This is a genomic window from Aquabacterium humicola (assembly GCF_030167915.1).
In the GTDB taxonomy this organism is placed as follows: domain Bacteria; phylum Pseudomonadota; class Gammaproteobacteria; order Burkholderiales; family Burkholderiaceae_C; genus Pseudaquabacterium; species Pseudaquabacterium humicola.
In genome coordinates this window covers 581281-601538 of the sequence record NZ_JARGNB010000003.1, presented here as the reverse complement: position 1 = coordinate 601538, position 20258 = coordinate 581281, and the positions used below count along the sequence as shown (strand labels likewise).

The following is a 20258-nucleotide window of genomic DNA, read 5'->3' as shown; positions in this document are numbered from 1 at the left end:
CTGCCTCGCCTTCGCGCAAGACCGCCAAGATCTGCGCTTCCGTGAACCTGGACTTCCTCATCGCTCTTCCTCGAAGATGCGGAAGTCTCCATTTTCAAACTGTCCCCTCAGCGGGGGAGCTTACGGATGTACCGGTAGATCGTCTCCTTGCTCATCATGCGCTGCCCCCGCAGCTTGCGCCGCCCGTCGATCTGCCCAGGGCTCCATTTGCGTTGCAACTGCTGCACCACCTCAGCCCACTCCTCCGGGCTATATTGGCTCTTCTTGCGGCTGCGCCAGCGTCGGCTCAGCGCTCGCTCGTGCGCTTTCTCCGCGCGATACCACCCGTCGTACTTGCAGCGGTTCCTGTTGAGCTCTCGGCTCACCGTGGCTACCGACCGATCCAGCGCCAAACCGATCTGCCTCAGGCTGCACCTCTGGCGCACCATGCTCGCAATGACGTATCGTTCGTCCTGGGAGAGTTGGCTGTACCCCATTTCTGTACCCCTTCTTGCCGGTTGAGGTCAGGAAAGTGTGGCTACTCTCCCAACCTTTCTGAAGAAGGTGCTGCACTTGGTCTGGCAAACCGCGACGCCTAACCCTTCGCTCGAGCGGACGGCCAACGGCATGGCGCCCTGGCCGCGAGGCGCTGAGGTACATGTTGCACCTCGCTGCCAGGGCACCACGCCGCTGTCTGCCGCTTAGCTCAAACGTAAGGCGTCAGAATCAACCTCCCCTCGTAAGGCCTGCCCATGAAAGTCTTCCTAAGCTGGTCCGGAACAAGAAGCCAGCGCGTCGCCACTGCGCTTCGCGACTGGCTTCCGAACGTTCTCCAGGCAGTCTCGCCTTGGCTTTCGTCGTCTGACGTACAAGTCGGAGCACGATGGGCGAATGAGCTAGATCTGCAACTCCAAGAGTCGCGCGTCGGCATCATTTGCCTGACACCCGAAAATCTTGCTGCGCCGTGGCTGCTGTACGAGGCGGGCGCGCTGTCGAAGGCAGTCGAATCGGCGTTCGTCTGTCCATATCTCATTGGTTTTAAGCCATCTGAGCTCTCAGGTCCGCTCGTTCAGTTCCAGGCTGCCACTTCCACCCGTGACGGAACACATGACCTTGTGTGGATGCTGAACCGCGCATTAGGCAATCAAGCCCTCGATGAGAAAGTTCTTGACCGTGCCTTCCAGCTTTGGTGGCCTGGCCTCAGCGCCGAACTGGACCAGATACAAAAGGCGCCCATCGGCACAAAGCAGTCAGAACCCAAGCAAGTCATGAACGCTTCGGGCCTCGCAGACCTTGCCGGAAGGCTCCCGCCGTCAGAGGCGTTGGAACTGCTAAATCAGGTTGTAAGTCGCCTTACGGGTAGCGCATCCTCGGTACATTCGCCAGCGGATCCGAACCGCCCAACCGAGCGGGTATTCATAGTTCACGGCCACAACCATGCAGTTAAGGAGTCGGTGGCTCGGTTTGTCGAGAAGCTCGGCCTTGCGGCGATCGTACTGCACGAACTACCAAATGAAGGTCGGACCACAATTGAGAAGTTCGAGTCGCATTCTCAAGTCGAATATGCAGTCGTACTACTGACCGCGGACGATGAGGGCTCCGTCAAAGGAGCGAGCGACACGGGAGCTAGAGTCCCTCGCGCAAGGCAAAACGTAGTCTTCGAACTGGGATTCTTCTCTGCCAAGCTCGGACGAAGTCGGGTCGCCGTCCTCTACGAGGAAGGCGTCGAAATACCCAGCGATTTCAGCGGCATCTTGTACATCCCCATCGATCGGCCTGGGAACTGGCGCTTTCAATTGGCGAAGGAACTCAAGACCGCCGGCCTACGCGTCGATCTAAATGCCGCACTGTGAAGAGTGAGAAGAAGCAACCTTGAAGTCCCAGCCCACGCCACTGACGCCTCTAACCCTTCGTTCGAGGCGAGGCCCAACGGCAAGCCACCAGGCTCGGCCCAAAGGTGCGGTGTACATTTTCTGTGGCCCGGGCCTGGCGGCTTGCCGTTGGTCCGCCTCAACTCAAACTACAAGGGCTTCCCCGTCTGTCAAGCAATAGCTTGTATTTGACGCGTCCAACCGGAGCGCCAGTTTGATGATCCAGGACCACCCGAGGTGACGTTGAACGCGTTGCCGGCACAAGAGAAGCGCACTGCCAAACTACAACCGGTCATGTTGCCAGCCAATCAAGTGCTGCGGACCCTGATGAAAGACGCGCGTCGGGGCTCCATTCGTTATCTACATCTAGCTAGCGGGTCGCTGGGAGAGAACACTGGGCGGGGTGGTTATAGCTGGAACGGACATCGTACTGGAGAAGGCGTGTTGGCATGGGCGGTCCGCAGTTGGCGTTCCGCTCTGGTGCGCTGCCACCCGATCGCTCGCCTCGCACTCGAGCGGAATCGAGGCTTCCGATATGCGTGCATTTCCGCGCCCTGCGGCTTCAGGACGACCTGCCGCGGCAGCGGCATGCTGCTCAATCCCACTGGGTGAACTCGGCACCGTGGTGCGCACTCGTTGCCGTCAGGTACTCAGATAGTGCATCGTCGTCCAAGCGGCCAGCCGCCGACACCGACTCGAGCAGAGCCACGATCGGCGTCATGTCCTTCATGCATGAAGCCGCAGAGCGGTTGGGGACGATCAGGTAAGCGGTCTTCTTTAACTGCCTTCGGCGGAGAGAAAACCTTTCGCCGGTGACCTCGATTGCCTTGCCTTGGTGCTTAAAGTACCTTCGACCCTGGATGGCCGAGTCCATGTATTGCCCATCGAACAGGGTGGCGGTGTCGCCATGCTCCTTGTCTGGAGGTTGACGGGTGACCGTAACCCCGTCCGCGTCCACCCATTGGAACGGCTGGTCAGGCTTGGCAAGGAGGATGAAGAAGCTCCTGTACGGGCGAACTGGATCGCGGTAGGCGATGAGGTTCTCTATCAAAATCTCATCGACGCCATTGAGCAACCAGCGCCGATCCTGAAGCTGTTCGAGCCTGGGATTCGTGTCGTTGCCGCCGTTCATGTAGACGCAGCAGAACTCCTCGGACCTGCATTCCCTTGAGAAGTTCGCGATGAACTCCTCAATGTCGCTTTGACGAGTCGAGTACCAGACCCTGTCGATCTTCTCGTAGGACATGCAGATGGCCCGATCGAGGTCAGTTCCGCGCAAGACGGCGTCGCGGGAAGGACGCAGGGCTTCTGCGATCAGGTCGCGCACCGCAGCGACGCTCTGCGGTCGCGTCGAGGCCTCGTCGCGAAGGCAGGCGTCCACGACCGCGTCAAGCATGCGCAGGCCGGCAGGAGACTCCGGATCTGACAGCCGCTTGCGGCCGACGCCTCGATGCGTGCTCCCCGTGAGGTACCACTGCATAACCTGCCCGAGGGCGAAAAGGTCGTTGGCTGGAGCGGGCTCATTTCCTGGCACGGCCTGCTCCTTCGGGCTGAACAGGTAGTTTCCGAGCCGCTCGCCTTGGCGCGTCTCGGCCTCGTGCGGCAAATCGTCCGGAAAATGGGCAATGCCGAGGTCCCCGATCACGAAGGCACCAGACTGCTCGTCCAAGAACACGTTCTCAGGCTTGAGGTCTCGATGGATGACTAGACCTGCGTGCAGATGGTCCAACCCATTCAGCAGGTCCATGAAGAGCTTGACGGCCTGCTCGGCCCGCTCCGCCTCACCCAATGCGCTGGAAAGGGGGCCGTGCCTCTTGAGGCTGGGCCCGTACAGACGCATGACGATCAGCGAGAAGTCGCGGTCGCCGAGCGTGACGCGGTCGAAGTGGTAGTTCCGTGCGACGTTTGGGTGCGTCGAAAGCTGCGCAGCGCTGAAGAACTCATCCTTGAGGCGCTCCAGCTTGCCGCGATCCAGATGCTCCAAGAACTTCACGGCGAAGGACAGTCGGCCCTTCTTGAACCTCAGGACGTGTGCGTTACCTCCCTGTCCGATCACCGCCTCGAACGTGAAGTCGCCCACGTCCGTGGTCAGCGTGCCGTTGTTCTTGAAGTGTTCGACAAGATTAAAGTTCGACACTGACGTCCCCTGAAGTGCTATCCCGGCGAGCGCCATTCTCGCCGGGCGGGGCGGGCGAGGCGTCGAGCCGGCCGTCGCGACTGGTTGCACGGGTGCGTTCTGCGGGTCGCGCACTTATCCCATGGGCTGCGGCTCAGGGTGTTCGAGGTACAAGACGCAATCGGCCCGCGCGACGGGCGACCGGCACTTCAAAGCGATGAGCTTGGTACAGTGGATGTCGATTGCGGCTCGGTTGCCGCCGAACACCTCATGCACAAAGAGTCGTTGGCGAGTCCGTAGACCTGACCGGCGACGCCCGAGTGACCGGTGACAAGAGTGCCGCCGTCGATCAGGGCGGCGATATTCGAGCGACTTGTAGTCGGGGCAGCTGCGGTTCGGGCCGTCGAGCGCGAGTGACTGGGACCAGTCTCGAGTCCGCTTCTAGGCTGTGTCAAGGCTGCGCGCAGGCCCCGGCGGTCGACCGACCACTTTCTAGAAGCGGCGCCGCGCGGCGCCTACGGCCAGAGGTGCCCTCGCCAAGGCGCGCTGAAGTCCGCCGCTGCCAGAGTCCATGCGTCGAACAGGCGCGCTGCCTCGGTCCCGACAAGACTACGCAGACCTACGCAGTGGTTGATGCTGCACAACTTCCCGCATGGCCTGCGCAATAGACTGATCGGACTGAGTTCTGTGATTTTGACTCCGGACAAGAGGCTACAGCGATGAAGGTAATTCCGCGTGTCCTGCTCAGCCTGGCGCTGGCCCTGCCCCTTGCGGCGTGGTCGGCGCTGGTCACGATCGGAAGCGGCCAAATGGTCGCCAACGGCCCGAGCTACAAGCTCATTTGGGACAACGACAACAACGGCAAGTCGTTGGTGTGGCTGGACTTCACCGTCAGCAGCCAGAACCCAACCCTTTCGTGGTGGCACCCAGGTGCGGTCAACGCATCGCTGGTCTACACCCTCGATCCGAATTACGCGATAGCCTGGACCGATGCGGCTTGGCGACAACCCGGTGACGCAGGGGTTCAATATTGCCAGTGCCCGTCCACCTCCGAACTGGGGCACCTCTTCTACGTCGAATTTGGCCTGACGGCTCCGCTGGTCAATGTGCAGAACCCCTACAACATGGTGACGGCTGCCGAGCTGAATGCGGGGGAATTCGACAGCCTCCTTCCCATGAATTACTGGCAGGCGACGGAATGGCCGGGTTCATATTTCCACATGGGTCGCGGCCATTCGGTGCCGACTGGCTGGATCGAAGGCCCCTTCGCGGGCATCGCCGTACGTGAAGGCCAAGTGTCGATAGTGGCGCCAACATCGGAGCCATCGACCGTCCTTCTGATGGCGTTGGCACTTGCCGCGATGCGTCTGCGCTGGCGGCGCTGATCACGCGCTCGAGTCCCCCGACTACTTCGACTCCAGGTGTGTCAGCGGATTGTCGAAATCGAAGCCAAACAAGCGCGGGTTCTCGCCGATCACCGCAGCCGATATGATGTAGAACACGTAGTCGTACGTCTCTTGCGGAATGCGATCTCGGTATTTGGTTAGCAGTTGCCAGAAATTGCGTTCACGCGGATTGACCGGCATGCTTTGAATCAGCCGAATCACGCGGTCTTCGCCCCAGTTGTACGACGCCATCACCAGCAAGCCCGAGCCTTGGGCCTCGGTGGCGTACAGGTCCTGCAAATAGCGTGCGGCGGCTTTGGTCGCGAGATCCCAGCGGTGACGGTCATCACTCGTATCAGGACGCCGCAATTCCACCAACGGTCCGATGCGCAGCCCATACTTGGTCGCGGTCTGCGGAATGAATTGCCACATGCCTTTGGCGATGCCCATTCGAGTCGGTGGCCCGCTCGCGAATGGATCGAAATCACTTTCCTGCAGCGCCAAATAGAAGAACTGTGGCGGTAGATTGCGCGCCAGCAGCTCTTCGCTGATCTTTGCAGTGTAGCCCTTCTCTTGCGCCGTCCTGATGCCTCGCGCATAGCGCTGGGACGCACGCCACTTGTCGATATAGCTGCGCACTTCGTCCGCAAACCCGGCGGGCATCGTCAGTTCGCATTCGCCGAAGATGCGTGCGACGCGCAGGATCAAGCGGTCCTGTTCGCTCATCTTCGGGTCGTAGGTCTTGAGCGCCGACATGAAACGGTCGTACTGTTGCTCCAGATTCGTGCGACGCACGTGGTAGCTACGCAACTCGGTGAGTGCCGCGGTGTTGCTGGTATCGGCCAAGCGCTTTTCAAGATTCGCAATATCGACATCGAGCGACTTCATCGTGTAGAACAGCTCTTGTGCCAGTTCTTTGCGCTCGTTGAGCTGATGGCGTTGGTAGGCCGCGAACGATGCAATGCTCAGCACCAACAGCGTCAGCGACGCAATCACGATCGCCTGCGTGCGCCTTTGCTTCGCGCGGATCACGCGATACGCGTTGCGTATCAGCATCGTGTGCTCTCCGGCGGGTCGATCATCGCCGCGGTCATCGAAGTAGTGCTTTTGCAGTTGCGCGAGATGCTGCTCTTGGGTCTGTGCGGCAGGCGCGGGGGGCGGTTGAACCGCGGTCGCAGGGGACGCCGCTCTCGTGGGTGCGGGCGCCGGCGCGCGCGCTGATACGGATATGGGTGCTGGGGCAGGTGCAAATGCAGCGCGCACCGCCGCCGCTGCGTCTGATGCGGGAGGTCTGGTTTGAACCTCGAACCTCACTGCAGGCCCATCAAGACCCAGTTGCACCGTGATGGCATCTTGCACGGGCACCTCGTGCATCCGCTGACCGCCGACCAGCAAGCCATTGCTGCTGTTGAGGTCAGTGATCCACCATTGCCCGTGCTTGAATTGCCCCTGCGCATGCAAGCGACTCACGGACGAATCGTTGATGCTGACTTCACACTCCCCGGCACGACCGATGCGAAACGACTGCTGGAAACGCAAACGCACCGCTTCCCCCGCCGCGGTGTCAAACGACACCCGCAGCGACACAGGTGCTGCAGCAGGGATGGCCATCTCGCAAAGTCTACATCTGGGGTTTGCGCTCCACGCGAGCGTCGGCGGCGCGCTGGCCGCCTTCGGTGCCAGCTCGTTCTGGTGATGCCCATGATCCGCCCCGTCCCCGAAGACACGATCACGCTGCGGCCGCGGCAGGCGTCCGATGCGGACGTGCCCTCCAGCGACCTGGCCATCGCCGGGCGCTCCGCCGCGCAGCCGGTGGCCGGCGTGGTGCTCGAAGCGGCGTTCGAGTGCGACGGGCGCTTCGTGCTCTTCCTCACCGACGACATCCCGTTCGAGGAGTCGCTGCGCATCCATCTGCTCGGCGCGGATCTGCAACTGCTCGACTCGGCCACGCTCGGGTCGATGTACAGCACCGGCCGCTTCGAGCTGCTGGGCCTGCAGCAGCCGGGCACCGTGAGGTTCCGATTCTTCGGCGATACCGACTGGGTCGTCGAAGTGCTCGACGCGCCCGCGTCGCGCATGCCGTTCTTCGGCGATCCGCGCGGCGTGCACCGCCCGTTCGGCTTCGTCCGGCACTTTAAGGTGCATGGCGATCCGCAGCCGGAACGATCGGGCTGAACAGCCGCAGCACGACACGGCGCGGCCAGGCGCGCCGTCGGCCCCACACGTTCAGTTGTCGGGCGCTCCGCTCGCGATCCACGACTTGATGCGCGCGATGGTGTCCGCATCGAGGAAGGGGCCGCCCGCCGGCATGCGCCCGCCGACGATGTTGGTGCCTTCGAGCTTGCGGATCAGGTAGCTGTTGACCGCATCGCCGGGAACGACCCGCTTCGCGCCGGACATCTGGCGCGAGTCGACGTTCACGAGGTTCGAGAAGGCATTGCCGGCCGTGAGGTTCATGGCGGCCGGCAAGGAACTGCCGCCACCCGTGTGGCAGAAGGAGCAGCGCGGCGTGAAGACCTCCGCCTGCAGTTGCGACAGCAGCGCGGCTTGCTTGATGCGCGTGGCCGAGCTCAGCACGAAGGTGTAGGTGGCCGCGTCGGTGATGGCGAGCGTGGCCCGGTAGGTGTCACCGCCCACGGTGACCTCCGGAATCGTCAGCACGCCCGATGCCGCATCGAAGCTGATGTTCGTCGAGCCTGCGGCCTGTGACAGTGTGGCCTCGCGCAGCCTGAAGGTGAACGTGGCGGGGTCGACCAGGTCCAGCATCACGTTGACATAGGTGCTGGTGCCCACCTTCACGTCGGGCAGGGTCAGCACCCCGCGGGCGCTGTCGAAGGTGGCGCTGAGCGCCCAGGCGTTGCCGAGCGGCACCGCCAGCATCAGCAGCGCCAGGCGCCGCAGCCAGGAGTGAATTCGAAAGGTCATTGCATTCCCCGCAGGTGAAGTCCAGGTTGTCGTGAGTGCCAGGCAACGCGCAAAAGGTTGCGAGCGGGACGAACGAGGCGCCAGGTCGGCAATATCCTGCTGGTTCAACCCCAGCGCCCGTTTCGTGGCCCCCAGCCACCCCGCAGACCGCACCTTGCCTCGAACGCGTTGCGCCCAACAATTCCAAGGGAGATTCGATGAACCTGTTCGCTGAGCTGATGCCCCTGCTTTCCGCAGCAGGCCTGGCCCTGTTTGTCGGCGCGCTGCTGACCGAGGCCATGGTGCTCGTGCCGATGTGGCGCACCTTGCACCCCCAGGAGTTCTACACGCTGCATGCAGCGCACGCCCATCGCCTGTACGCGTTCTTCGCGCCGCTCACCGTGGGCGCCACGCTGCTGGCAGTGGGTTCGGCCATCACCGCCGTTGCCACGGGTCGGCCGCAAGGCGCCGCGTCGGTTGCCGCTGCGGTTCTCGCACTGGTCATTCTTTCAACCTACGTGCTGTACTTCCAGCGCGCCAACGCGAGCTTTGCCGCGCAGAGCATCCCGCACGACGCCCTTCCTGCGGAGCTGGCGCGCTGGGCCGCCTGGCACTGGTTCCGCACGATCGTCGGCCTCGTGGCGCTGGCCGCGGCACTGCTGGCGCTGCGGGGCGGCGCAAGCCCTCCGTGAAGCGGTGCCTGACCTTACGTCAGGCAATCTTCGACAACTGTGCTTCAATGGGTGCTCTTCCCCATCCCAAGAGGTGCAGGCCATGTCACGCAAGACAGCGTACCAATCACCTCCAAGAGGAAGCGTCTCCGCAGCGAAGACCCAGCCGCTCAAGGCGCGCGGCGGCACCGACGACGCGTGGAAGTTCGGGGAAGAAACGGAGATCACCGCCCCGGTGGAAGAGCGTCCGATGGTGCAGGAACTGTGGGCGCTGCTCACTGAAGTCAGGACGGCCGCCTTCTTCGTCGAACCGCTGGAGAAGCGCCTGCCCGTCGTCCAGCGCATCAGCCAGCTCCACGAAGTGCTTCTGCGATCGAGGGCCGTCAAGGGCTATGTCGGCGGAACGGAATCACGCCAGGCAAGGCGCCTTCTCGAGTCGTACGGCCAGAAGGTCAAGCCGCACGCTCACCCAGCCAAGGCCTGAACCGGACCGGCGGGCTCGTCCGTCACAGCGACTTCAAGCGGCGTCGCGCCGCGTTCCCGCCCTTCAAGTCGAAGGGTCGACGACCTCGATCATGAAGTCCGGGTCGAAGTGCGCGTTCTCGTTCACGCCGGCCTTCGCATAGCCGCGCGAGTTGCAGATCACGCGCGTTCCCTGCAGCTGGTAGTCGAAGCTGTCGTGCGTGTGGCCGTGGATCCACCAGGCCGTGCGGTGGCCGCCGGCCAGGTGGTCGGCATCCGAGACGAAGCAGGCGTTCAGCGGCGAGCCGGCGAAGCGCGGGTGGATGCTCTGCCGCGACGGCGCGTGGTGGGTGATCACCACCGTGGGCCCGGCATGCGGCGCGTCAAGGCGGCGGTTAAGCCAGGCGGCGTTGCGCTCGAAGAGCGCGGCCGAGTCCGCGGGCGTGAACAACGCCGGCTCGGCGTCGCGGACGCGAATGCGGCTGAAGTCGCGCATCAGCTGCTGCGCCGCGGCGACGGCGGCGGCCTGTTCGTCGCCGACACCGAACAGGCGGAAGTCGGTCCACAGCGTGCTGCCGAGGAAGCGCACGCCGCCGAGGATCACCTCGTCGTTGTCGAGCACATGCACCGGCGTTCCGGCGCACAGCTGCTTCAGCTCGGCCACGGCCCCGTCGAGGCTGCTGCCGTAGAACTCGTGGTTGCCGGGCACGTAGAGCACCGGCTTGTCGAAGCCCAGCGCCCAGGCAACTGCTTCGCGCGGGCGGGCGATGTCGCCGGCCAGGATCACCGCATCGGCGTCGTTGCGCGGGTGCGCCAGGCCGCTGACGCCCAGGTGCAGGTCGGACAGGATGTTGAGCTTCATGACAGGGCGAGTATGCCGAGCCCGTGATCACAATCGCGCGATGGCCTCGCCCCCCGCGCACCGCATCATCGCCGCCCACGAGCATCGCGTGCCCAAGCCCTTCCGTGCTTTCGCGGTCCGCAGCGACGAGCGCCTGCATGCCGACGAAGCACGCGCGCCCTACGGCCGCGTGCATGTCGTGCACACCACGTTCCTCGATGCCGAGGCCCTGGCGCGGCTGACGGCGCAGGGGTATGCGCGCGTGCGCATCGAGACCTTCTCGGACATCGACTACGCCACCACCACGCTTGAAGAACTGGCCGCGGCCGCGCCCCGCGTGCCCGATCTGGTCGGCAGCATCGCCGCGTCACTGCAGTTGACGGGCGTGCTGGGCGACGACCCGGCCACCTACCGCCGCAGCGTCGCCACCCGCATCGACTACCTCGCCTGCTGCGGCGCCGGCTTTCACAACGACGTCGCCCGGCATTGGTCGCGCTGCCTGTTCTGGGTGCTGGCGCTCGATGTCGGCGACGTGGAATTCGTGATGCCGCATGCCGGCGTGCGCATCGGCCTGGCGCCGGGCGACCTGGTGGTCTTCGACCAGACGATGGCGCACGGGCTGTGCCGGCCGGCGGACGGCGGGCAGGCCGTCACCGCGTCCTTCGATGGCGGCGAGCAGCGCCGCCAGCTCTTCCTGACCGGCGAGCTGCTGCTGTCCGATGCGCAGTGGGCCGCGCTCGGTGCGCCATGGCGGCCGCTGGCCGAGCATGCAGACCGCGGCGCGCTCGACCTGCGGGTGGCGGAGTTCGACGAGCGCACCGGCGCGGTCAAGCGCCTGAGCGCGCTGCGGGAGTGCATGAAGCAGGCCTAGTGTCGTGAGGCCTGCGGTCGCCGCGCGGTTCGGACGCAGTCAGTTCGGCATCACCCGGAACCACAGCTGGTCGTAGTAGATGATGCCGCCGACGCCGCTGGTCGGCGCGCCGAAGCCCACGAAGACGCGGTCGGTGAAGGTGCCGGTCCAGGGCTTGTACCGGCCGGTGCCGCCGGCGATCACGCCGTCGCCGCCACCGGCGATGACCACCAGCGCGCCCTTGTCGGCATGCAGCGGCGGCTTCAATGCCGGGTCCATCGGCGCGCCGCAGGTGCCGTTCGGGCCGGAGACGACGTGCAGGTCGCCGTCGTCGAGCTTGAAGGCGATGAATTCACTGAAGCACAGCGACCCGCCGGCGCCATACGCGAAGGCCTTGCCCCACACGGCCGCCGTGCCACGCTGCACGCCGGTGGCGGCGTACACCGGGAATTGCGTGGTCGGGAAGCAGCTGCTGTCGCACCAGCCCGTGAAAGCGGGCGTCGCGGGCATCGCGCCGACGTTGGCCGCGGGAATGCCGTTGAACACCAGGTCGAGCGCCGGCGCCGCGGTGGCCGTGCCCGGCCAGGCCGCGGCGAGCGCGAGGATCGAGGACGCCAGCACAGGGGAAAGCTTCTTCATGGCCCATTGCCTTTTTCGAAAGACGACGTGGACATGAACCCGCGAGGGGCACCGACGGCGCTGGTGGAGGGCCCGTCCACACCTGCCCCCAGCAGGGGTGTGTACACGCGCCGTGCGGATCGGCCATGCTCCTCTTCCCGCCCCTGTGCATCGGCGCACGACGCGTCGGCAAACACGCCGTCGAACCGGGGCGCGCCGGCGCCACGCCGGCCGACACAACAATCGAAACCCGCCTGCGCGGCCGCGACACCACGCTGATACCGGGCTCGCCGACAGTGCACGGCATCGGCCGCCAGGCCTTGTCGCCGCGCCCCGGCGCCCCGCATGAACCCGATCTCCGTCGCCCTGCTCGCCAGCGTGTTCAAGTTCGGCGGGGCCGCCGTCGGCCTGCCGTCACTGGTGGTGCTGGTGCTCTACGCCATTCACACGGTCAGGCAGCGGCTCGCCACGCCGACACCCGAAACCAACTTCGGCGACAACCCCGACGGCGTGCTGCTGGTGCTGAAGGGCATGTCGCAGGTGATCAGCACCGCGGCGAACCTCGCCGGGTCGATCGCGCAGATCGTCTTCGACATGGCGGCGGCGGCGGCCGGCGCGGGCCTCGTGCTGGCGATCACCTGCTGGCTGACCGGCCGCGGCCTGCAGGCCGACGCCACCTGGGCGCGCATCACCGCGTCGGTGCTGCTAGCGGGCGTGGTGCTGGTGGCCCTGGTGCTCGTGCTGTCGTTGGACAGCATCGGCCGGCTGGCGCCGCTGGCGGTGATCGTGCTCGGTGCGCTCGCGCTGCACGCGCTGTGGTTCGGCGCGCGGACCATCGCCTCCTGAACCCCACCGGATCGCCCTGATGAACACCTCGCTGCAACTCGCCGCGCGCCACTTTCCCGCACGCATCGCCGACCTCGGCTTCACCGCCGAGCTGCCCGCCGACTGGGTCAGCCATGCGCTGCCCGACGAGGACGTCGACCTCGCCGACCCCACCGCCTTCGTGCCGCTGGCGGTGGTCACCGCGCCGCACGCCGCGATCGTGTTCGCGTTCGCTGCGCGGCCGGCGCATGGCGAGGGCACGCTGCACGACTGGACCTGGTACCACCTGAGCCAGCAGCCGCTGCAGCCGCGCGCCGTCGGGCGCGATGCGGTCGCCGGGGTGGCCGCCATGTGCGGTGAAGCGGTGCAGCCCTCGGAGCTCGGCCCGATGGTCGTGCGCTTCGCCTTTCTCGAAGACGGCGACCGCCTGGTCCACTTCTCGCTGAGCGCGCCCGAGCTGTTCGCCGACAGCGTGCGCGACGCGTGGTTTGCGCTGCTGCGCTCGTTCACGCTCGAAACCCCGAAGGGCTCGCGCTTCGCGCTGGAGGCCGATCCCGAGCGCGGCGCGTAGACGCCCGGCGGGCCGGGCTATCGCTTCGGCAGCGTGATCGTGAAGCGCGTGATGCCGTCGGCCGACGCCACGGTCACGCTGCCACCGTGGGCAAGCACGATCTGGCGCACGATGAACAGCCCCAGGCCCAGGCTCTCGCGCTCGTCCTGCGAGCCCGCCGCCGCCTGGCGGCGCAGCGGCTCGAACATCGAGTTCATCAGCTCGTTCGGAATGCTGGGGCCGGTGTTCTCCACCACCAGCTGAACCTGGGCCTCGTCGCCCTGCAGGTCCACGCGCACGACCCCCTGCGGATCACCGTAGCGGACCGCATTGACCACCAGGTTGCTGACCACCTGCTTGATGCGGGAAGCGTCCCAGCTGCCCTGCGCATCACCCTGCGTGACGAACTCGATCGACGCCGCGGGCAGTGCCGCGCGCAGCAACTCGACCTCCTCGAGGCACGCCGTGCCCAGGTCGACCGGCTGCGGCGTGACCCGGATGCCCACCTTGAGCGACACGCGGTTGAAGTCGAGCAGGTCATCCAGCAGCTGCTGCATGCGCTCGCCGCCGCGCATCAGCCGATCGGTGTGCACGCCCACCGGCGTGCCGGCGCTCAGCGCGGAGATCAGCTTCGACGTCAGCAGGATCGCGTTCAGCGGGCTGCGCAGGTCGTGGCCGAGCACGCCGAGGAACACGGCACGCCAGCGGTCGACCTCGATGGTGAAGAAGTCCACCGACTCGGTGATCGCCTGATCGATGGCCTCGTTGAAGCGCACCGTGTCTTCCATCGCGTCCGGCCCGAACTCCGCCACGTCGCCCCACAAACTCAGCACGCTGGTGCGCAAGGCGCGGTACTCGGCCACCAGCTGCCGGATGCTGAAGCCGCCCAGCGCGCGCAGCACGGCATGGGTCTGCGCCGCAGTCTCGGCGGCCGCCCTCATCACGGGCGCCTCGCCCTTGGACTTCGCCGACCCCTCCTGGCGGGTCTGCGGCGTGCGCAGATCCTTGGCGATGGCCTGCAGGATCTGCTCGGCATGGTCGCGCAGCCCGGCCGCATCCATCCCGGCCGCGGCCGGCGTCAGCGACGAGGCGAACGACTCCCACTGGGCCAGGATGGCCGGCATCCGGGCGTCGATGAAGTCTGCGAGCCGCATCGTCGGTAGCCTTTTCTTGCGAAGGCACCCCTTGCGGCAACAACGGCCGATGCGAGGGGAGGCTCCGGGGTGAATCGAGGTGCAGCGGCGCACCGTGCGACATCCGGCCTGTGAGGGCAAGAATCAGGCCTCCCCCCGGCCGGGCGAGATCGGTCAGCCAAGGTCAAAACGGCGACGGCGCCCGGCCCAGGTGCGCGTGCATCGCGAACAGCGCGAAGTTGTCGGCGTTGTGCATGCGCTGCGCGTGCGGCAGGTCCAGCGCGCCGCCCAGCTTGCCGTGGTCGACGATCTCGTGCACCTTCTCGTCGTCGACGAAGTGGAACAGCTCGTGGCACAGGATGCGCAGGTAGCGCTCCGGGGCCTCGTCGTCGAGCAGGTCGCACAGGTAGATGTGGCCGGCCAGGATGGGGGCCGGGCTGGGTACCGTGTGCCGCGGCGTGTAGGCGAAGAACTTCGCATCGGTGCGGTCGGCGGCGAACAGCGGCATGCCCATCGGCGTGCCGTGGATCTCGCCCAGCCGCACGGCGATGGTGCTGGCGACGCGGCGGCAGATCTTCAGGATGAACTGCAGCTCCGCGCGTGTCACCACGGCGGGCTGCGAGCCGAATGCGAAGTAGCGGTCGGCGATGCGGAACGCATTGCGCGGGCCCAGTGCGTCGCGCCAGGAAGCCGTTGTCGACGAAGGTGACGGCCGCGGTGGCGGTGGCGATGGCGTCCATCGCGGCGTCGCGCAGCTTCGGCAGGTGCTGGTTCGCGCGCTGGATGCGCTTCTTCAGCCGTTCATCGCGTGTGGCATCGGGTGCGCCGGCCGCCTGCGGCCCGAAGGCGTCGACCAGGGTCTGCAGCTTCGTGTGGGTCGGGCCCCCGGGCATCACCACGCCATCCTTCCAGCCGAAGTGCTTGAGCTGGAAGGCCTCGATCGCCGCGATGGTCTTGTTGCCGCAGTCGCCGTCCACGGCCAGCAGCTTGGTGGGTCCGCCCATCGGGGCCGGCACGCGGTTCAGCGCCGACTGCACCGCCGTCACGTCGGCGGCGCGGTTCATCTTCTTGCAGCCGACGGGGCCGACCAGCGCAAGCGACGCCGGCGCGTCGCTGCCGATCGGGCAGGTCAGGCAACCCTGGCGGGTGTGCACGCGTGCCAGCATGAGGAGCCGCCTTGCCGAAACTGCCGTGAGGCGATGCATCGATGCTAGGCAGCGATCGCGTCCGGCGCCAGCCGTCGGGTGTGACGTCTTCAACGCTCGAAGCGCGGACTCCCTAACTCGAAGTGCCCGCCGTCCTAGCATACAAAAAAAGCGGCCATCCGAAGATGGCCGCTGCGCGAGGCGTGGCGTGCTCAGGGCAGGATCCAGTCCGCGCCCGGCCCGCCGATCTTCAGATCGAAGCCCGGCCCGCCGATCACGACATCGTTGCCGGTGCCGCCGCGCACCACGTCGTTGCCGGTGCCGCCGCTGACGAAGTCGTTGCCCGCGCCGCCATTCATGCGGTCGTTGCCGGCGTTGCCGAACATCAGGTCGGTGCCGCTGCCGCCGTTCATCGTGTCGCGGCCGCGGCCGCCGTGCATCACGTCGTTGCCGGCGCCGCCGTGCATCCAGTCGTTGCCCGCGCCGCCGTCCAGGTGGTCGCGGCCGCCGCGGCCGGCGATGACGTCGTTGCCGCAGCCGCCGTCGAAGTGGTCGTCGCCGTTGCCGCCGATCATCACGTCGTTGCCGCAGCCGCCGTGGGCGGTGATGTCGGCGTTGACGTTGGCGTCGACGACGATGGTGTCGTTGCCGCAGCCGAGCTGGAAGTCGGTGTTCTCCAGCTGCTGCTTGGTCATGTACTGGGTCTGGCCGTTGACGGTCACTTCGTACAGGCCCAGCAGGCCGGCCAGGCCGTCGGCCTTCGCGATGTGCACGTTGTCGTCGCCGCTGGTGCCGTAGACGGTGTTGGTGGGGGTGGTCGGGGGGATCGGGAACATGATGCGGACTCCTGGTGATGGGTGGTTGCTGACGCGACACGCTGACCAGTCACTGGGGAAGTTCGCGTCTCGCTGGGCTCCATTGAAGACATTGCGGCGGGCGCCGCCAAGACGGGACCGTCGGCAGCTGGGTGCGCTCCCAGCTGGGGTCGCGCCACGTTGGGAACGCTCCGGTCCGTGACTTCCGCAACGACCGAAATAGCGCTTCGGTGCAACTCAGGGTCGACCGCCAAGCACCTTCCGATGGAGCCGACCATGAACACCGCCAGCCACCACCACGCCGCCCGCCACGACAGCGCCCGCTTCGAGCTGTTGTTCGTCTCGCTGTTCGACGAAGGCCGCGGCTACGCCTTCCCCTGCGACGCCGAGGGCCGCGTCGACCTCGACGCGCTGAACGAACGGCTGCGTCTGAACTACCTGTACGTTCGTAAGTTGATCGGCCGGGACTTCAGTGCCCCGGCGGTCCGCCCGACGCTGCAGTGACCGTTTGTTTGAACCCGCCGCGCCCCTAGTGCAACTGAGGGGGTGCGTGCAGCGGCTGGGCTATATTGATCCGACGCCATCGTCAGCCGCCGCACGCCATGGACAACGACCGGGTGAAGGTACTGCTCGAACGCATCGGGCGCCAGGACCAGGCCGCGTTCCGTGAGCTCTATACGGCGTTCAGCCGCCGCGTGCATGCGTACGTGCTGAACATGCTCAAGGACTCGGCCCGCGCCGAGGAGGTTCTGGTGGACACGATGTACGAAGTCTGGCGCGCCCCGGCGCGCTTCCGCGGCGAGTCGCAGTTCAGCACCTGGCTGATCGGCGTGGCGCGCAACAAGGCGCTGATGGTCTACCGCGGCCGCCGCGCCGACGAAGTGCACGACGACCTCGACGACATCGCCGAGACCACGCCGTCCGACAGCCCCGATGCCTTCGCGCAGGTGGCCGCGAAGCAGCGCACGCAGGGCGTGCGCGCCTGCATGGACAAGCTCTCCGACGAGCACCGCGAGTGCATGCACCTGGTGTTCTACGAGGGCTACTCGCTGGCCGAGGTGGCCGAAGTGCAGAACTGCCCCGAGAACACGGTGAAGACGCGCCTCTTCCATGCGCGCCAGAAGATCAAGGCCTGCCTCGCGCGCCTGGTGCAGCGCGAGGGTGGGGCGCTGCCGGAAGGGGCAGTGTGATGAGCAGTCTTCGATTCCAAGAGCTGCTGCCGTTCTACGTCAATGGCAGCCTGCAGGGCGAGGAACGCGCGTGGGTCGAGCAGCACATCGCCGAGAACGCCGATGCGCGCACCGAGCTCGAGCAGGTGCGCGCGCTGCAGCAGACCATCGAACACAGCCTGCCCGACGTGCCGGCGACGATCGGGCTCGATCGCGTGATGACGCGCATCCGTGCCGATCAGCCCGGGCTGCTCGATCGGCTGGCCGCGCTGCTGGGTCTCAGCGGCGGGCTGAAGCCGGGCATGGCCTTCGCGGGCCTGGCGATCATCGCGGTGCAGGCGGGCGTGATCGTCAGCCTGGTCGGCGGCGCGCGCACGGCCACCGACGACGACATCACCGGCCTGCGCGCGCCGAAGGCCACCGCGGTGAACGACGGGCCGCTGCTGAAGGTGAACTTCGCGCCGGACGCGAAGGAAGCCGAGATCCGCCACCTGCTGGTCTCGGTGCAGGGGCGGCTGGCCGGCGGGCCGGGGCAGCTGGGCGACTACTACATCGCGGTGCCCGCGGGCCGCGAGGCGGCGCTGGCCGAGCAGGTGCGCAAGAGCCCGATCGTGCAGGCGGTGTCGCTGGCGCCGGGGCTGCCGCCGCGCGACTGATCGCCCATCGACTGCCATGGCCGCCATCGATCACCTGACACGCCGGCGCCTGTTGCAGCAAGGGGCCGGCTGGCTCGGTGCGTCGGCGCTCGGATTGCCCGCCGCGCTGGCGCAGCAGCGCTCCGACCGCCGCATCGCGCTGGTCATCGGCAACGGCGCCTACCGCTCGACGCCGCTGAAGAACCCGGTCGGCGATGCCGAGGCCGTGGCCGGCAGCTTGAAGCAGCTGGGCTACGAAGTGATGCTGCGCAAGGACACCTCCTTCGTCGACCTGATCGAATCGCTGCGCGACTTCTCGGTGCGCGCCGCGGCGCACCCGGTGCGCGTGCTGTTCTACGCCGGGCACGGCATCCAGGCGCGCGGGCGCAACTACCTGCTGCCGGTGGACGTCGAGCCGCAGAGCGAGGACGAGATCGCGGCGAAGGCCGCCGACGTCGGCCAGGTGATCGACCGGCTCGGCGCGCTGAAGCACGGCCTGAACATCGTCGTGCTCGACGCCTGCCGCGTGAACCCTTTCGCCGGCGGCGTGATCGTCGGCCCCGACGGCCGGCGCCTGAAGTTCCGCGGCGTCGCGCGCACCGGCCTCGCGCCGCTGGATGCGCCGGTGGGCACGCTGGTGGCCTTCTCCACCGCGCCGAACGGCGTGGCGCTGGATGGCGCCGGCAGCGCGCACAGCATCTACGCCCGCCACCTGCTGCAGCACCTGCCGACGCCGGGGCTGCCGGTGGAGCAGCTGTTCAAGCGCGTGCGCATCGGCGTGGCCGACGAGACGCAGCGCGTGCAGGTGCCCTGGGAATCGTCGAGCCTGACGGCCGATTTCTGCTTCAAGGCCGGACCGCAAGGGCAATGCGGGTGATGGCGCCGCGGCGGGGATGGCCGGAGAATGCCGCCAGCCTCGCGCGCAGGCCTTGCCGCGGGGCGCCTCCATGAGCCCGCCGGGCCGCCCCAAGGGCGAATACCGGAGGGCGCAGCCCGAAGGCACGCAATGAGCCACCGCCGACGCTTGCTCACCTGGCTCGGCCTCGCACCTGCCGCGTGGCTCGCGGCGCTGCCGCGCGCGCTGCACGCGCAGGGCACGGCCGCAGGCGGCGCGCGCCGCGTCGCGCTGGTGATCGGCAACGGCCAGTACGCGCAGTCGCCGCTGGCGAATCCCGAGAACGACGCGAAGCTGGTCGGCAGCACCCTGAAGGCGCTGGGCTTCGAGGTCGACCAGCACCTGAACCTGAAGGCCCGCGAGTTCAAGCGCGTGCTGCGTGACTTCGGCCGCCGCATGGACGACGACGATGCCGCGTCGGTGTTCTTCTACGCCGGCCACGGCATGCAGATCGACCGCCGCAACTACCTGCTGCCGGTGGACCTGAACCTGCGCGACGAAGGCGAGATCAAGGACGAGGCCATCGACATCGAGGACGCGCTGCTCGCGCGCATCGACCGCGTGCGGCCACGCGCGCGCATCTTCATCATCGACGCCTGCCGCGACAACCCGTTCACCGCCGCCGGCAACCGCACGCGCAGCATCCGCGTCGGCAGCGGGCTGGCCGAGATGGCCGCGCCGGGCGCATTGATCGCGTTCTCCGCCGCGCCCGGCCGCACCGCGGAAGACGGGCCACCCGGCAGCAACAGCATCTACACCCGCCACCTCGCGCAGGAGATGCGCGCCGAGGGCATCGAGGTCGAGGAGATGCTGAAGAACGTGCGGGTGAAGGTGCTGCGCGATACGCAGGAGCGGCAGATCCCGTGGGTCAACACCTCGATGGTGGTGAACTTCGTATTCAACCCGGGCAGCGGCGCGGTGGCGGCGGCCTCGTCGCGCAGCCCGGGCCCGAAGGCGCCGGTGGTGGAGGCGTCGGTGGCCGGCAGGCGCACGCTGCGGCTGGCGATCCGCGCCGAGCGCAGCCTGAACACCGACCGCTCGCAGGCGTCGGCCTCGCTCGCGCTGCGCGTCTACCTGCTGCGCGACGCCGCGGCCTTCCAGCGTGCGAGCTTCGATGCGCTGTACGACCACGACGAATCCACGCTCGGCAGCGCGCTGCTCAAGCGCGAAAGCCTGCACCTGCGCCCCGGCGAGACGCGCGAGCTGGTGCTGCCGCTGATGGACGACGCGCGCCATGTCGCGGTGTTCGCGGCCTATCGCGAGCTCGAGCGCAACCAGTGGCGCAGCGTGCTGCCGCTGCCGGCCGACGAGGCGATGCCGCCGGCGCGCCTGGACGCCCTGGCACGGCAGGTGCAGCTCGGATGGGTCCAGAAATGACCGGCGGCGGCTGACAC

Annotated in this window: 23 protein-coding genes; 14 read left to right on the top strand and 9 right to left on the bottom strand. The window is 66.9% G+C overall.

Features of this window, described 5'->3' with window-relative positions; all coding sequences use genetic code 11:
• Nucleotides 1–107 precede the first annotated feature (107 nt).
• On the bottom strand, nt 108–476 hold the full coding sequence (locus P1K89_RS18870; protein ID WP_284618034.1) for a helix-turn-helix domain-containing protein: 369 nt from the start codon (nt 474–476) through the stop codon (nt 108–110).
• A gap of 255 nt (nt 477–731) precedes the next feature.
• Here P1K89_RS18870 and P1K89_RS18865 point away from each other — a divergent pair, with 255 nt between their 5' ends.
• Nucleotides 732–1832 carry a TIR domain-containing protein gene (locus tag P1K89_RS18865; RefSeq protein ID WP_284618033.1) on the top strand — a complete coding sequence of 367 codons (1101 nt, stop codon included), beginning with the start codon at nt 732–734 and terminating at the stop codon, nt 1830–1832.
• A 613-nt stretch (nt 1833–2445) separates the two neighbouring features.
• On the opposite strand, the gene P1K89_RS18860 is transcribed toward P1K89_RS18865, so the two are convergent.
• Nucleotides 2446–4077 carry a serine/threonine protein kinase gene (locus P1K89_RS18860; protein WP_284618032.1) on the bottom strand — a complete coding sequence of 544 codons (1632 nt, stop codon included), beginning with the start codon at nt 4075–4077 and terminating at the stop codon, nt 2446–2448.
• 608 nt (nt 4078–4685) lie between these two features.
• Between P1K89_RS18860 and P1K89_RS18855 the strand changes: the two genes are divergently transcribed.
• Nucleotides 4686–5351 carry a hypothetical protein gene (locus tag P1K89_RS18855; protein WP_284618031.1) on the top strand — a complete coding sequence of 222 codons (666 nt, stop codon included), beginning with the start codon at nt 4686–4688 and terminating at the stop codon, nt 5349–5351.
• Nucleotides 5352–5372: 21 nt separating this feature from the next.
• On the opposite strand, the gene P1K89_RS18850 is transcribed toward P1K89_RS18855, so the two are convergent.
• Nucleotides 5373–6962 (bottom strand): transglycosylase SLT domain-containing protein, encoded by a 1590-nt coding sequence (locus tag P1K89_RS18850; RefSeq protein ID WP_284618030.1) that lies wholly within the window; start codon nt 6960–6962, stop codon nt 5373–5375.
• A 90-nt stretch (nt 6963–7052) separates the two neighbouring features.
• On the opposite strand from P1K89_RS18850, the gene P1K89_RS18845 reads away from it, so the two are divergent.
• On the top strand, nt 7053–7526 hold the full coding sequence (locus tag P1K89_RS18845) for a hypothetical protein (protein WP_284618029.1): 474 nt from the start codon (nt 7053–7055) through the stop codon (nt 7524–7526).
• Between the two features lie 51 nt (nt 7527–7577).
• On the opposite strand, the gene P1K89_RS18840 is transcribed toward P1K89_RS18845, so the two are convergent.
• Entirely contained in the window at nt 7578–8276 is a 699-nt protein-coding gene (locus tag P1K89_RS18840; RefSeq protein WP_284618028.1) for a cytochrome c family protein, read from the bottom strand.
• A 197-nt stretch (nt 8277–8473) separates the two neighbouring features.
• Here P1K89_RS18840 and P1K89_RS18835 point away from each other — a divergent pair, with 197 nt between their 5' ends.
• Both P1K89_RS18835 and P1K89_RS18830 read left to right on the top strand, forming a co-directional pair.
• On the top strand, nt 8474–8947 hold the full coding sequence (locus tag P1K89_RS18835) for a DUF1772 domain-containing protein (protein ID WP_284618027.1): 474 nt from the start codon (nt 8474–8476) through the stop codon (nt 8945–8947).
• An 82-nt stretch (nt 8948–9029) separates the two neighbouring features.
• A complete protein-coding gene (locus tag P1K89_RS18830; protein WP_284618026.1) occupies nt 9030–9410 on the top strand; it encodes a hypothetical protein in 381 nt (126 codons plus the stop codon).
• Between the two features lie 63 nt (nt 9411–9473).
• On the opposite strand, the gene P1K89_RS18825 is transcribed toward P1K89_RS18830, so the two are convergent.
• Nucleotides 9474–10250, bottom strand: a complete 777-nt coding sequence (locus P1K89_RS18825; protein ID WP_284618025.1) for a metallophosphoesterase — start codon at nt 10248–10250, stop codon at nt 9474–9476.
• 40 nt (nt 10251–10290) lie between these two features.
• Here P1K89_RS18825 and P1K89_RS18820 point away from each other — a divergent pair, with 40 nt between their 5' ends.
• Complete coding sequence (locus P1K89_RS18820) at nt 10291–11100, top strand: hypothetical protein (RefSeq protein ID WP_284618024.1); 810 nt, start codon at nt 10291–10293, stop codon at nt 11098–11100.
• Between the two features lie 39 nt (nt 11101–11139).
• Here the strand turns inward: P1K89_RS18820 and P1K89_RS18815 are convergent, their stop codons facing one another.
• Nucleotides 11140–11718 carry a hypothetical protein gene (locus tag P1K89_RS18815; protein WP_284618023.1) on the bottom strand — a complete coding sequence of 193 codons (579 nt, stop codon included), beginning with the start codon at nt 11716–11718 and terminating at the stop codon, nt 11140–11142.
• A gap of 324 nt (nt 11719–12042) precedes the next feature.
• On the opposite strand from P1K89_RS18815, the gene P1K89_RS18810 reads away from it, so the two are divergent.
• Together P1K89_RS18810 and P1K89_RS18805 are read left to right on the top strand one after the other, a co-directional pair.
• Complete coding sequence (locus P1K89_RS18810) at nt 12043–12543, top strand: hypothetical protein (protein WP_284618022.1); 501 nt, start codon at nt 12043–12045, stop codon at nt 12541–12543.
• A gap of 19 nt (nt 12544–12562) precedes the next feature.
• Entirely contained in the window at nt 12563–13093 is a 531-nt protein-coding gene (locus P1K89_RS18805) for a hypothetical protein (protein ID WP_284618021.1), read from the top strand.
• Nucleotides 13094–13110: 17 nt separating this feature from the next.
• On the opposite strand, the gene P1K89_RS18800 is transcribed toward P1K89_RS18805, so the two are convergent.
• Nucleotides 13111–14226 carry a sensor histidine kinase gene (locus P1K89_RS18800; protein WP_284618020.1) on the bottom strand — a complete coding sequence of 372 codons (1116 nt, stop codon included), beginning with the start codon at nt 14224–14226 and terminating at the stop codon, nt 13111–13113.
• 163 nt (nt 14227–14389) lie between these two features.
• On the bottom strand, nt 14390–14815 hold the full coding sequence (locus P1K89_RS18795; protein ID WP_284618019.1) for a M35 family metalloendopeptidase: 426 nt from the start codon (nt 14813–14815) through the stop codon (nt 14390–14392).
• A 37-nt stretch (nt 14816–14852) separates the two neighbouring features.
• Between P1K89_RS18795 and P1K89_RS18790 the strand changes: the two genes are divergently transcribed.
• Nucleotides 14853–15419, top strand: coding sequence for a hypothetical protein (locus P1K89_RS18790; RefSeq protein ID WP_284618018.1), 567 nt, complete (start codon nt 14853–14855; stop codon nt 15417–15419).
• 143 nt (nt 15420–15562) lie between these two features.
• Here P1K89_RS18790 and P1K89_RS18785 read toward each other — a convergent pair whose 3' ends face one another.
• Nucleotides 15563–16186, bottom strand: coding sequence for a calcium-binding protein (locus P1K89_RS18785; protein WP_284618017.1), 624 nt, complete (start codon nt 16184–16186; stop codon nt 15563–15565).
• Nucleotides 16187–16441: 255 nt separating this feature from the next.
• On the opposite strand from P1K89_RS18785, the gene P1K89_RS18780 reads away from it, so the two are divergent.
• The 5 genes from P1K89_RS18780 (at nt 16442) to tssJ (ending at nt 20241) form a co-directional block, all read left to right on the top strand.
• Nucleotides 16442–16669: a hypothetical protein gene (locus P1K89_RS18780; protein ID WP_284618016.1), complete on the top strand. Its 228-nt coding sequence runs from the start codon at nt 16442–16444 to the stop codon at nt 16667–16669.
• Nucleotides 16670–16767: 98 nt separating this feature from the next.
• Complete coding sequence (locus tag P1K89_RS18775) at nt 16768–17355, top strand: RNA polymerase sigma factor (RefSeq protein ID WP_284618015.1); 588 nt, start codon at nt 16768–16770, stop codon at nt 17353–17355.
• On the top strand, nt 17355–17990 hold the full coding sequence (locus P1K89_RS18770) for an anti-sigma factor (protein WP_284618014.1): 636 nt from the start codon (nt 17355–17357) through the stop codon (nt 17988–17990). Before P1K89_RS18775 ends, P1K89_RS18770 begins: the two co-directional genes overlap by 1 nt.
• Nucleotides 17991–18006: 16 nt before the next feature.
• On the top strand, nt 18007–18846 hold the full coding sequence (locus P1K89_RS18765; RefSeq protein ID WP_284618013.1) for a caspase family protein: 840 nt from the start codon (nt 18007–18009) through the stop codon (nt 18844–18846).
• A 129-nt stretch (nt 18847–18975) separates the two neighbouring features.
• Nucleotides 18976–20241, top strand: a complete 1266-nt coding sequence (gene tssJ, locus P1K89_RS18760; RefSeq protein WP_284618012.1) for a type VI secretion system lipoprotein TssJ — start codon at nt 18976–18978, stop codon at nt 20239–20241.
• Nucleotides 20242–20258: the final 17 nt, after the last annotated feature.

What these genes read in the sequence shown, in the direction of transcription:
- P1K89_RS18870 (WP_284618034.1), bottom strand. Translation starts at nt 476, where the DNA reads ATGGGGTACAGCCAACTCTCCCAGGACGAACGATACGTCATTGCGAGC.
- P1K89_RS18865 (WP_284618033.1), top strand. Translation starts at nt 732, where the DNA reads ATGAAAGTCTTCCTAAGCTGGTCCGGAACAAGAAGCCAGCGCGTCGCC.
- P1K89_RS18855 (WP_284618031.1), top strand. Translation starts at nt 4,686, where the DNA reads ATGAAGGTAATTCCGCGTGTCCTGCTCAGCCTGGCGCTGGCCCTGCCC.
- P1K89_RS18850 (WP_284618030.1), bottom strand. Translation starts at nt 6,962, where the DNA reads ATGGCCATCCCTGCTGCAGCACCTGTGTCGCTGCGGGTGTCGTTTGAC.
- P1K89_RS18845 (WP_284618029.1), top strand. Translation starts at nt 7,053, where the DNA reads ATGATCCGCCCCGTCCCCGAAGACACGATCACGCTGCGGCCGCGGCAG.
- P1K89_RS18840 (WP_284618028.1), bottom strand. Translation starts at nt 8,276, where the DNA reads ATGACCTTTCGAATTCACTCCTGGCTGCGGCGCCTGGCGCTGCTGATG.
- P1K89_RS18835 (WP_284618027.1), top strand. Translation starts at nt 8,474, where the DNA reads ATGAACCTGTTCGCTGAGCTGATGCCCCTGCTTTCCGCAGCAGGCCTG.
- P1K89_RS18830 (WP_284618026.1), top strand. Translation starts at nt 9,030, where the DNA reads ATGTCACGCAAGACAGCGTACCAATCACCTCCAAGAGGAAGCGTCTCC.
- P1K89_RS18825 (WP_284618025.1), bottom strand. Translation starts at nt 10,250, where the DNA reads ATGAAGCTCAACATCCTGTCCGACCTGCACCTGGGCGTCAGCGGCCTG.
- P1K89_RS18820 (WP_284618024.1), top strand. Translation starts at nt 10,291, where the DNA reads ATGGCCTCGCCCCCCGCGCACCGCATCATCGCCGCCCACGAGCATCGC.
- P1K89_RS18815 (WP_284618023.1), bottom strand. Translation starts at nt 11,718, where the DNA reads ATGAAGAAGCTTTCCCCTGTGCTGGCGTCCTCGATCCTCGCGCTCGCC.
- P1K89_RS18810 (WP_284618022.1), top strand. Translation starts at nt 12,043, where the DNA reads ATGAACCCGATCTCCGTCGCCCTGCTCGCCAGCGTGTTCAAGTTCGGC.
- P1K89_RS18805 (WP_284618021.1), top strand. Translation starts at nt 12,563, where the DNA reads ATGAACACCTCGCTGCAACTCGCCGCGCGCCACTTTCCCGCACGCATC.
- P1K89_RS18800 (WP_284618020.1), bottom strand. Translation starts at nt 14,226, where the DNA reads ATGCGGCTCGCAGACTTCATCGACGCCCGGATGCCGGCCATCCTGGCC.
- P1K89_RS18790 (WP_284618018.1), top strand. Translation starts at nt 14,853, where the DNA reads ATGCGGAACGCATTGCGCGGGCCCAGTGCGTCGCGCCAGGAAGCCGTT.
- P1K89_RS18785 (WP_284618017.1), bottom strand. Translation starts at nt 16,186, where the DNA reads ATGTTCCCGATCCCCCCGACCACCCCCACCAACACCGTCTACGGCACC.
- P1K89_RS18780 (WP_284618016.1), top strand. Translation starts at nt 16,442, where the DNA reads ATGAACACCGCCAGCCACCACCACGCCGCCCGCCACGACAGCGCCCGC.
- P1K89_RS18775 (WP_284618015.1), top strand. Translation starts at nt 16,768, where the DNA reads ATGGACAACGACCGGGTGAAGGTACTGCTCGAACGCATCGGGCGCCAG.
- P1K89_RS18770 (WP_284618014.1), top strand. Translation starts at nt 17,355, where the DNA reads ATGAGCAGTCTTCGATTCCAAGAGCTGCTGCCGTTCTACGTCAATGGC.
- P1K89_RS18765 (WP_284618013.1), top strand. Translation starts at nt 18,007, where the DNA reads ATGGCCGCCATCGATCACCTGACACGCCGGCGCCTGTTGCAGCAAGGG.
- tssJ (WP_284618012.1), top strand. Translation starts at nt 18,976, where the DNA reads ATGAGCCACCGCCGACGCTTGCTCACCTGGCTCGGCCTCGCACCTGCC.